The sequence below is a fragment of the Spiroplasma corruscae genome (assembly GCF_002237575.1).
Taxonomy (GTDB): Bacteria; Bacillota_I; Bacilli_A; order Mycoplasmatales; family Mycoplasmataceae; genus Spiroplasma_A; species Spiroplasma_A corruscae.
Map to the genome: position 1 here is coordinate 726,618 of NZ_CP022535.1, position 11,806 is coordinate 738,423.

10 protein-coding genes are annotated in these 11,806 nt (G+C 19.6%); 5 read left to right on the forward strand and 5 right to left on the reverse strand.

Annotated elements, in window-relative coordinates; all coding sequences use genetic code 4:
* Positions 1-721: 721 nt before the first annotated feature.
* The 3 genes from SCORR_RS03235 to SCORR_RS03245 all read left to right on the forward strand — a co-directional run bounded on the left by SCORR_RS03235 (position 722) and on the right by SCORR_RS03245 (position 1,710).
* Positions 722-943, forward strand: a complete 222-nt coding sequence (locus SCORR_RS03235) for a hypothetical protein (protein ID WP_094049086.1) — start codon at positions 722-724, stop codon at positions 941-943.
* Positions 944-1,056: 113 nt separating this feature from the next.
* Positions 1,057-1,422 carry a DDE-type integrase/transposase/recombinase gene (locus SCORR_RS03240; protein ID WP_211279173.1) on the forward strand — a complete coding sequence of 122 codons (366 nt, stop codon included), beginning with the start codon at positions 1,057-1,059 and terminating at the stop codon, positions 1,420-1,422.
* A gap of 9 nt (positions 1,423-1,431) precedes the next feature.
* Positions 1,432-1,710, forward strand: coding sequence for an integrase core domain-containing protein (locus SCORR_RS03245; RefSeq protein ID WP_094049090.1), 279 nt, complete (start codon positions 1,432-1,434; stop codon positions 1,708-1,710).
* Here SCORR_RS03245 and SCORR_RS03250 read toward each other — a convergent pair.
* Complete coding sequence (locus SCORR_RS03250) at positions 1,687-2,346, reverse strand: hypothetical protein (protein ID WP_094049093.1); 660 nt, start codon at positions 2,344-2,346, stop codon at positions 1,687-1,689. The genes SCORR_RS03245 and SCORR_RS03250 overlap by 24 nt on opposite strands.
* A gap of 808 nt (positions 2,347-3,154) precedes the next feature.
* The gene (locus SCORR_RS03255; protein ID WP_094049094.1) at positions 3,155-4,024 is read right to left on the reverse strand and encodes an aldo/keto reductase; all 870 of its coding nucleotides are present in this window, start codon (positions 4,022-4,024) and stop codon (positions 3,155-3,157) included.
* Between the two features lie 121 nt (positions 4,025-4,145).
* Here SCORR_RS03255 and SCORR_RS03260 point away from each other — a divergent pair, with 121 nt between their 5' ends.
* Positions 4,146-4,511: a MerR family transcriptional regulator gene (locus SCORR_RS03260; protein ID WP_094049096.1), complete on the forward strand. Its 366-nt coding sequence runs from the start codon at positions 4,146-4,148 to the stop codon at positions 4,509-4,511.
* Positions 4,512-4,599: 88 nt separating this feature from the next.
* Complete coding sequence (locus SCORR_RS03265; RefSeq protein ID WP_094049098.1) at positions 4,600-5,214, forward strand: flavodoxin; 615 nt, start codon at positions 4,600-4,602, stop codon at positions 5,212-5,214.
* Between the two features lie 3,686 nt (positions 5,215-8,900).
* On the opposite strand, the gene SCORR_RS05440 is transcribed toward SCORR_RS03265, so the two are convergent.
* From SCORR_RS05440 to SCORR_RS03275, 3 genes are all read right to left on the reverse strand, one after another.
* Positions 8,901-9,053 carry a hypothetical protein gene (locus SCORR_RS05440; RefSeq protein ID WP_157705382.1) on the reverse strand — a complete coding sequence of 51 codons (153 nt, stop codon included), beginning with the start codon at positions 9,051-9,053 and terminating at the stop codon, positions 8,901-8,903.
* Between the two features lie 116 nt (positions 9,054-9,169).
* Positions 9,170-9,913 (reverse strand): hypothetical protein, encoded by a 744-nt coding sequence (locus tag SCORR_RS03270; protein ID WP_094049100.1) that lies wholly within the window; start codon positions 9,911-9,913, stop codon positions 9,170-9,172.
* Positions 9,914-10,636: 723 nt separating this feature from the next.
* A complete protein-coding gene (locus tag SCORR_RS03275) occupies positions 10,637-11,434 on the reverse strand; it encodes a hypothetical protein (protein ID WP_094049102.1) in 798 nt (265 codons plus the stop codon).
* Positions 11,435-11,806 lie beyond the last annotated feature (372 nt).

An 11,806-nucleotide genomic window follows, 5' to 3' on the forward strand; every position in this document is an offset into this window, starting at 1 on the left:
TTCCTAACAAAATTAATTTTACTATAAAATACTATGTTATAACAAAAAAGTTTATAAACTTCTTAAATAGGTACGAATAAAAAAATTTATTTAAGATTATATTTTTATGGAAAATAATCATATAAAAGTAATTATTTTAGACACAATAATAAAATAAATTGAACATAAATATATATCTTTCAATTATATTAAATAATATTAAAACAATATAAAACACTTTTGTCTGTAGAAGACATACAAAATAATAAATTAAAGAATATTAACTATAATCATAAATTATTTATTAATAAAATTATTGGTAAAAAATTAAAGTTAAAAAAGAATAAAGTGCTAAAGATTAAATTATAACTTTTAAAGATAAGTATTTTGGTTTTAGAATGTATGAATTAAAAAAAAAAAAAAAAACTAATATGAGCATCTAAAATAAAATTGACAGTAAAAAAGTACTTTTATTGTTAAAATTTTATTGAAAGGTGTTCTTTTTATATGGCAAAACAATGATCAAAACATGAAAAAATTAACATAGTTAACGAGGTAAAAAGAAGCTGGAATAATTAATACTGCAGTTAAATTTAATTTAAGCACCAGTACTATTAAGAGATGAAAACATGAAATAATAACTAAAGGAGAAAGTGCTTTAGAATGAGGTAATGGAGTTCAAGCTAAAAGTAATATTAAGAAATTCAAATCTCACGATTGGTTATTTAAAGATCCTGATGATATGAGTTTAGAAGAATTGAGAGAGGCATTAAAATTAGAGCGTGCTTTAAAAAAACGTTTGGCGAAGACTGTTGAGGAAAAGTACTTCGCCATTTTTAATACAAAAAAGTCTTTTTCATTAAAAATAGTTTGTAAATACTTAGGAGTATCAAGATATGGTTATTTAAAATGATTAAAAACAGGTAAACCTGAATACAAAAAACTATGAAACAAAAGTTGCTAACAAAATTATTTATATATAATCTTTTTAAAAAACGTTATGGCTACAATATGATTACACTCATGTTAAATAAGTATTTTAAAATAAACTTAAAACCCTGGGTTGTACACAGATATATGAAAATATTAGGCATTAAGGCGGTTAAAATGAAAAGAGTACCCGATTATGATAAATTAGGTCCATTAAGATTTGAAAATATGCTAAACAGAAATTTTAAAGCAAAAAACTTAAATGAAAAATGAGTTACAGATGTTACTTACAATAAAACAAGTTTAGGGATGGTTTATTTATCAGTCATTAAAGACTTATACAATTCAGAAATAGTAGATTGAAAACTTTCTAAAAGACCTGATAATGAACTTTGTCATATAAATTTAAAATTTTCAATCACAAAAAAGGTAAACCAAAACTTATTCATTCTGATAAAGGTTCGCCATACACAAACGAAACTTGAAAATATTTATGTGATTCTAATAATATAAAGATTTTTTATGTCGAGAAGAGGCAATTCTCATGATAACGGCACATGTGAATCGTTTTTTGTAACTTTAAAAAACGAGTGTATTTATAATTATAAAGTAAATGAGCTAAACTATTCTAATATATATAATATAATTTCTGATTATATTGAGTTTTATAATTACGTAAGACCTTCATTAAAGTATAAAAACTCCATACGAAATTCGTATGGAGAAAGTATCTTTTTAATGTCAATTTTAAATGACAAATTCATTATAAAGTATTTTTTATTCTTCAATTATAACGTTTAGAATCATCCCACCATTATAAGACAATGATTTATCTGCTTTACCATAATTAAAACTTCCTGAATATAGGACATATTGCACTACATTATCGACGGTTTTTTCCTCTACTAAAAATAAATGTTTAAAAATTGCATTTGCCAATGGCTCGATTTTATCTTCAGGTACTTCATCTAAACTATTTAACATACCTATAAATATTTTAGCATCTATTTTATTAAAAAATAAGCTTGCAAAAGTATAAACTTGTTGAATACTTTTAAATTCAAAATCATAACCATTAAAACCTTCTGTTTTATTTGATTTAATATAATCTTGGGCCATTCCACCAACTATCTTATAATCAAAACCTGCATATTGGTAATATTTTCCACTGATAATATCATCAATAGATTCTTCCTCATTATTATTTAATTTTGAATATTGTTTAGTGATTTTTGATATTATAGCTTCTGTCACTTTATTTTCCACTATTTCAGATTTTTTTAAAGTAATATCTTTACTTATACCATCTAATGAAGTAACATCTTTATCAATCTCACCAACTTCTTTACTTGATGTTCCATCTCCACATGAAATAACACTTGAAGCTGATACTGAACCAATACTAATAGCTCCTAACAATCCTAATATTTTTTTCATTATATACCTTTACTTTTCTAACATAGTTTATCTTACCATAAAATAAAATCTTTTAACTTAAAAGTTTATAAACTTTTAAATAAGTTGTTAATAATATAAATTATTTCAAAAATATAATTCAAAGATGAATAATTATATAAAAGTAATTATTTTACACATAATAATAAAATAAATTGAACATAAATATATATTTTTCAATTATATTAAATAATATTAAAACAATATAAAACACTTTTGTCTATAGAAGACATACAAAATAATAAATTAAAGAATATTAACTATAATCATAAATTATTTATTAATAAAATTATTGGTAAAAAATTAAAGTTAAAAAAGAATAAAGTGCTAAAGATTAAATTATAACTTTTAAAGATAAGTATTTTGGCATTAGAATGTATGAATAAAAAAAAAAAAAAAATAAAAATTAATTTTTATTAATCAATATGAAAGAAAATAAATAAGTAAATTTTACAATAAATAAAAACAATTAAATTGAGAAATTATTACTTTTATTTACTAATTAAACTTTAAATAATAATTAACTCAATATCCTTATCTTAAAAAATAAGATCCAACTAAAGTTAGAAAATAAAATTTATTTCTACTATTAAAATATTAGATTTTATAAATTAATCTAATTTTTATAAAATGTGTAACTGATGTAAATTATTTAAAATGATATTTAATTGATGAATTGCATTTCATTTTAAAAATATTTTTTTATATATAAATTACTCTGTATTCAAATGAACTAACTAGATCTATTTTCCCTCAATTCAATTATGTTTTAGTTTAATAAGAATTAAAATTACTTAATTTCACCCCTCTTTTTTACTAACTCAAATAACATTTCAACACCGTTAATATCATTATGATTAAAAAACTGTGAAACACCTTTATCCAAAGATTTAATTTGTTCTTTATCTTCATTAGATAGACTAAAATCAAATATAGAAATATTCTCTTTCATTCTTTCAATATTAATACTTTTTGTGATAAATGGAATATCTTTTTCATATAATCATCTTAAAACAACTTGTGCTACAGATTTGTTATGTTTGTTTGCAATTTCTTTTAATATTAAGTTATTAAATATATCATTTTTTCCCTCAGCAAATGGAGCTCATGCCATTGGTTTAACTCCATATTTCATGTTATTTTCTATTGTTTTTTCTCTTTGAAAAAATGGATTTATTTCAATTTGATTAATAGCTGGAATAAAATCACTATCATTAAATAAGCATAAATCAGCCAGTTTATCATCATAAAAATTTGATATACCAATTGATTTTATATAACCTAACTCTTTTAATTTTAAAAGTGCGGACAATGCTTCTCTATAATACCCAAAAGGTTGATGAACTAAAACTAAATCTACATAATTTGTTTTCAATTTTTTTAAAGAATTATAAAATGACTCAGTTGTTTTATTGGAACTATAATTAGTCACTCATATTTTTGTAGTTAAAAAAATTTCCTCTCTTGCAACATTTGTTTTTTCTAGTGCATTACCTATTGCTTCTTCATTGAAATAACTTTGTGCAGTATCAATTGCACGATATCCTACTTCCAATGCATTTAATACAGCTTTTTCACATAATTCTAAATCTGTTATTTGATAAGTACCAAAAGATATAAGTGGCATTTCATTACCATCATTTAATTTTATTTTTTTCATAGTTTTCCTCCTAATTACATAATTGTAATTAATTATATAATAAATCATTAGAGTTACTCTAAGTCAATATATATTAACTAAAAGTTTTATTTTATATGATATATTTTTAATAGGTGATTTTATGAATAAAAAGTATTATATAAACAATTTAGCAAAAATGTATTCTATTTCTGAACATACACTCAGATATTATGATAAAAAAAATATTTTAACTTGTTTCAAGAGAGATACTAATGGATATCGTTATATAGAAGAAAATGATCTTAGATTTATAGAACTTGTGATTTGTCTTAAAAAGACTAATTTAAGTCTAAAAAATATTCAAAGATATTTGCAACTTATAGAGCAAGGTGAAACTACAATGAAAGAGAGATTTCAAATAATAGATAAACAATTAAAATTAGCAATAAAAATGCGAAAAGATATTGATGAACAGATCAATTTTTTGAAAAATAAAATTGAAATTTTTAAAAAACTTTTAATTTAGTACAAAAATGTATTGCATTAGAGTTACTTTAATGTTTTACCATTATATTAAAGTTAAAATATTTTGACTTTAATATAAGGAGGTATCTTTGAAAAAAATTTCAAAATGAGTATTTAGTGTGGCACTAGTTTCTAATTTATCAATTGGTGCTGTCAGCTGTTCAACACCTGATATAAATAACGAAATAAACAATAACACTAACGAAAATACAAAATCAAAAACAATTGTAGTATATTTTTCTTGGTCAAATGGCACTGAGAATATGGCAAATTATATTGCTAACAAACTTGGTGTAAAAACCTTTAAAATAGAAAGAGAATTACCATACTCTTCAAATTATTCAGAATTATCAGAAGACGCAAAAAATGAAGCGGTAAATAATTTAAGACCAAAAATGAAGGAATACCCAGATTATATAAACAATTATGAATATATATTGTTAGGTTTTCCTATATGGTGGCATGTTGCACCTATGATAATTGGTTCTTTTTTGGAGCATTATAACTTAGATAATAAACATATTTTTCCATTTATTAGATCTTCTGCTTATTTAAGCGAACATTTAAATAGAGCATTAAACTATTTAAAAGATAATTCATCAAAAGATGCTATTATAGAAAAAGAAGTTTATTCAAGTAATAGAAACGATGTAGATAAATGACTTGTAAATACATATTTAGATAAACTTAAAACTACAGAATAGTTCCTTACTTTTAATTATCAATTTTAAAAGTTTTTTTTATAAAAAAATATAAAATAAATTTCTTAATTAAATTGAATTTAAAAAATGCTTTCTCCATACAAATTTTTTATGGAGTTTTTTTTATTTCGAATAGATCTATCGCAAATATAAAAACCAGTATAATCAAAATTAATAAAAAGTTATTTGAATGAAATAAATAATTTGATTTAAATTAATAAATGTACTAAATCATTATTGTACCGATAACAAATTTACATGAAACATTATTAGGTAAGTTACTCTTCTTACATATATATACTTTTTATATTTGCACCACATAAACTTTTAAAGTCTATTTATATAAAGTCTGTATTTGTAATATTAAATTATAAAAGGTTAACTTTCTTTTATTGCAAAAATAAGTTCCTATAACATAATTTATCATTAGGTCTATTATAAAGTTTTTTATTAACAGTTTTAGAATAATATTAGTTATTTTAATAAACTAATATATATTTTTTGATTTAATCTTTATAAAATTTACATCAGTAATAAATATTTGATTTATTATATGTGCATTGAATTTTATATTTTATAAATTACTATGTCTTTATGAATCTAATATATAATATTCAATGGTTCTATCTCCTAAATATTTTTAAGTTATTATTTTTCATATAAATGATTATTTAATGGTCTTAAAATATAATTATAATAATTGATCCTTACTTTTATGCTTAGTTCTTCAATTCTTTGAACATTTTAAATGACCAAATTTTGAAAAAAATAAAATATTTACAACTAATTTAAAATTGAATTTTTTTCAATAAAAAATAGTAAAGTCATTTTGTTAAGTCCTCTTTGTAAAAAGTTTATAATCCATTCTAATTTTTAGAAATTTATTAATAGTTTCTTTTGTTTTATACAATTAAATTATACAAATTAGTATTGATTATATTCTTGTTTCTATTTTAAATCTCAATTGTACTTGTGTTAACATCATATATTAATACAGAACTTGCTGTAATTACTTTTGTATTATTAATTATCATAGATTATCTTTTTTAGTCAAAGCTTGATATAAAAATAACAATAATAAATAAGAATCTATATAAAAAAAACACTTTATTAATTTTAAATTTATTTTAGGTATTGTATAAAATATTTTTATTAATAATCTGTTATGATTTAAAATTTATGTCAATATAAGACAATCTTTAATGATAATTACATTAATTATAAAGTACTGAATATAACAAATATTGAGCTACATTATCAATGATATTTTCTTATGCTAAAAATAAATTTACCAAAATATAAATTTGTTAATAGGTTTATTTTAAACCATAGACTACAAATTCTTAATTTTATATAACCTCAAGCAATTATAACAACTGCATCGTAATTAAAACCTAAATATTTTTAATATTTTCATTAATATCATCATCGATGTAATGTGGTTATCTTCGCTTAAATTTAAATACTATTAATAATTTAAAATATAGCTCCTATCCTTTTAATTTCGTAGATTTAAAGTTTTTTATATTAAAATCTTGGCTTATACCATATAATGAAGTTGTATCTTTATAACTTCAGCAAATTCTTACCTTAACTTTAAGTTTCATCTACACATAAATAACATTTGTGACTGATAAAATAATTCTAATAGGTTTTACAATCAAAATATATTCTTCATTTATGTACCTTTACTTTTCTAAGAAGATTTATTTTACTATAAAATTTATTGTTTTAACATTAGTAGATAAAATTTTACATTAATATAGATAATTGAAACTATGTCAAAGGTATAATCAACCTTGAGGAAAATATATGAAAAAATAGTTTACATATTGAAACAAATAAAATTTAAAGTAATTAAATAACTATAAAATATATAAATAATTTTAAAACATCATTCAAACCAAGGTGATCAAGAAAATATATACATCAAAATCATGAGTAATTTAGAAACATTAGCCCTGACTTTTAATTAAATAACAATGATAAAAATTATACAAAAATAAAAGAACTGAATATATAGTTAAAACTATATAAGGATAAAAATTTACTTCAGTATTTTAATTTGTGATAAAATTGTTGGAAAAATAGAGCAAATTTTCATTAAAATATATTACTAATATATCTTTAAAACTTGTATAAAAATAAAGATAGAAATTAAGTTAATATAAATTACTTAGATTTAATGAATAACGTTTTGAATATTAATTTACCTGTTATAACTAAATTAAAATATCTACACATTATTTAAAAAAACAAAATTTAGATGCTTTTTTTAGAGTTATGCTTTAAATAATAAATGAATAAAGTAGTTTATAAAAAAATAACACATTATGATTAACAAATCTGTAAAAAGCAGGTTATTTAGTAAGCAAGAAACTACATAAAATATTATAAAATATGCATTATATTAATTAAAATGTATCAGTCAATTAAATTATATTTAACTATAAACTAATAAAGACTTTTATGGTTATTCACAATCTTATGCTAGATTAAAGTTTAATAAAAATTTTTTAACTATTGAAATAAAAAACTTATATACTGCGAATAAAATAGTAATAAAAAACACCTTGGCAAGCATAAAATAATATTACAAAAGTAATTAAATAAACAAACTAAAATAATTTATTATATAAATATATATATTAAAATTTTGAAAAAAGTAAGTAATAATTAATTTTTATCCTATTAAATTTTATAAATAATATATCAAAAATTTACATTAGATTAATATATTATTTCTTAATACATATCATCAAGAGTTTTAAAAAATTTACAATCATAAATTTTGATAATAAAATTTATTTGTTAGCTTCATATTAAAAAATAAAATTTAAAATCTAAACAAATGTTATAATTACAAAAATTAAATAGCACATATTATTATTAAATTGGTAATTTTTTTATTACATAATGTGAATTAAAATCATAATTTCTAATGATGAAACTGGTATGATTGGTTTTTTTTTTTTTTTTGAACAAGAATAAATATTTGAACTACTAGAAACCAATAAACCCATTAACCCTGAAGCAAGTAATATTTTTTTAACATAATATCCTCCCCTTTGCTTTATAGTGATCTTTTATAAAAAAGTGCGTATGCTGTGTTATCGTTATTTGCATAAACGTATAATTCAAATAAATATAAACCAATCATATCTTTATTATTAAAATCGAGAGTTTCAATATTAATTGTTGATGAATCATTTTAATCAAACTCTTTAACAATTATGCGAGAATCATGATCATATCCCAAAGTTTCAAAGCTAACGTTTTCTAAATCTTTATAATTTAGAATTTTAATTTTAAGTTTAACTTTATATTTTTTAGTTTGCTTGTTATAAATCATATCTTTATCAGAAATATTATACAAATACTTATCTAGTAAAATATCTTGAACAGCTTTGTTTTTTTTTGTATTTTAATAACCTTACTTTCAGTGTTTAATTCATCTATTTTATAATTATCACTGTATTCATCACCATCATCTACTTCTATAATATCTGTTAATGTTACTTTTAGATTTTAAAAGTTTGCGCTATCTTCTAAAAAACTATATTGTACATAATAACCTTTTTGATTAGGAATTAGGTTTTTATCAAATGTATAAACTCTTTTACCAGAATTAAAATTATAGATTTTTTGCTCTATATCTTCATGATTTTTAAATAATGTATATCTTGCTATTAAATAATTTTTAAAACTTGAAATTCTTCTGCTTTACTATAAATACCTTGTTCTGTATTATAAATTATTCCATTTTCCTTACACGAAACTGGCATCATACAAGAAGTTTGTATCATAGCTATAATTGATAAAGATACTAACATTTTTTTCATAAATTAACGACCTATTTTAAACACTTTCATTCATTCTTTTTAATTATTTATTTACTTAAAATAAATATATTGATAATTTATATTAACTATACTTTAAGTATAACATATTAAAAAAACTACACATTTTTTGTGTAGACTTTATTTTTTCAAATTTTAATTATCTTGCTTTTTTGAATTAATATATACATTATATCAGAAGTTTTGAAGCATCATTTTTTTATTTCATCCATATAATTAATAATATTGTAATTCTTATGAACTTCTGTTTTTGTCATTTGATTTAAAACAAATGCATTATTGCGAATGTAATATAAATATAATTTTATTAATTCTTGGTTATTTAAACCTCTATTGATTTTTTTAAGATAATTATTTTGAGCTAGAACTAACATTTTTTTAACAATATTATTTTGAATTATATCCAAGTATTTATCTATTAATATCAAATCATATTCTTTTGCTAATTCTAAATTATTAGTAATTAGACTATCTACTTCTTCATCTTTTGTGTATATGATATTTTTTGTGTAATTATTATTAAATTTTATATATGAAATTATCAATACTATAATTGAAAATATGTATATAACTAAAATTGTTATTAAATAATAAATATAGTCACTTTCATAAAACTGGTAAATAAAAATAAATCCAATAAATGCAAATGTGTTTAACAATGCAAATATATAAAATGAGCAATATATAACTTTATTTTCCTTTTTAAAAAATACAGGTGTAATACCAAAATGTTTTTTAATATTTCAATATCTTTTTTGATATATTAAAAATGCTATTGTATAACATGAAATTCCTGAAAATAAAATAATTGTAAATGGTAATGCAATATATAACCAGAACATGATAACCTCCTAAAAATTTATTTTAATTTTTTTTTACTATACTTTCTAGGCATATTTTCCTTTCTAATATAAAAACTAGTTGTATATACAATTGGTCAACTTAGCTTACTTTTTTCTGTAACATTTATTTTTTATCCTATTAATTATTATAAATAATATATCATAAATTTTCATTAGATAAATATATTATTTATTAATACGAATCATCAAGAGTTATAAAAAATTTACAATCATAAATTTTGATAATAAAATTTATTTGTTAGCTTCATATTAAAAAATAATATTTAAAATCTAAACAAATGTTATAATTACAAAAATTCTTTACTCGTTATTTTAATAACTTTATTTTTTAAAATTTCAGTTTTTTAAAATACTTTATCTAAATTCTCTTCTAAACGATATTTTTTAAGACATAATCTTTTAAATTCTACTATAATTTTTAGACATAGTTTTATTTCTATTATAAAAAACCCTTTTTATATAGAGTCGGAGAACTTAGCCTTCTTTTCCTTATAAGAAGTAAAATTAACCTTATGGACAATATTACTATTATATTTTCATAACCTGTTATTTTAAATTTATATATAGATACCAAAAATAAATATTAAAATAATGACTATTAAATTTGTAATTATATATATTTTTTTTAAGTATGTGTAATATTTTTTATTTTAGATTGTTTAAAAAAATATTTTTGATTTATAAACCTAATTAAAAACTATATTAAATATTTTGATTTTTTAAACCACCTTTTTTTATGTAAAATCCTATATAAACAAAAGCACCAACGAAAGGAATTGCTGATATTATAAATCATTTTTTATATACTAAATTATTAGTTAAAAAACAGTTTGTATTTATCAAAAGAGAAGCACAAATAAAATAACTAATCAATAAAATAAATCCTGCCAATAATGACAATAAAAAATAATAAGTATTATATGTTATAAATCCAGTATTTATAAGATCTAGATTTAAAGTTAAAGCAAATCATATAATGTAACCTATAAATAAAAAGGTATAAATAAAAATTAAAGGTTTAATATTAATTTGCTTTTTACTAATTTTTTTAACTTGTTGGTAATCCTCTTTTTCTTGATTATTGTCAACTTTATTTAAAAGTGTTAAATATTTAATAAATAGAAATATATTTATAAATGTTAAAAATGTTAAAAATGTTAAAAACAAAGTTGCTTTAATATAATAATTTATCTGGTTTATTGAGTACATTTTCTTTCCTTTTAAAGTTGTAAAACCAAATAAAATAACATTTTGCGAAAAGTAAACTATACCTAAAATAATGAAAATAACATATAAATATACAAAGTTACCATTTCAAATACTTGTAATTATTTTATCATCTATTATGTTACTGTAATAACTTACGTAAGTGATCATAGCTAAACCTAAAATCATTAAAAAAGTTGAACATAATTTTATCATTAATTCATATTTTTTTATACTTTTATTATCATTTAACGAACCATTACTTGATTCATTTGATAAACTTTTTTTTTCCATAAAAACACCTCTTTTTTAAAACTGACAATATTATTTTAAAAAAAATTATAAATAAAATTTTTTTATTTTATAAAATGATTTTTAAAAAATAAGAAACTATGTAGATTATATATATAATTGATTTTTGTATTAGAAATTAAAATAATAAAGAAGCATAGTAAAATTTAAAACATTTAAAAAGGTATTGTTAATAGAAAATGTGAATAAAAAGGCTTTAAAAACGAATATTAAGTCTAGATCTAAATATAAGAATTTAAAATAAAAAAATAAACTTAGTCTTATTATATGTCAATAAACTCATTAATATTACAATTTTATACATTTCTTAGTATTAAAAATATAAAAACCTTTTAAAACCTATCGCTAATTAAT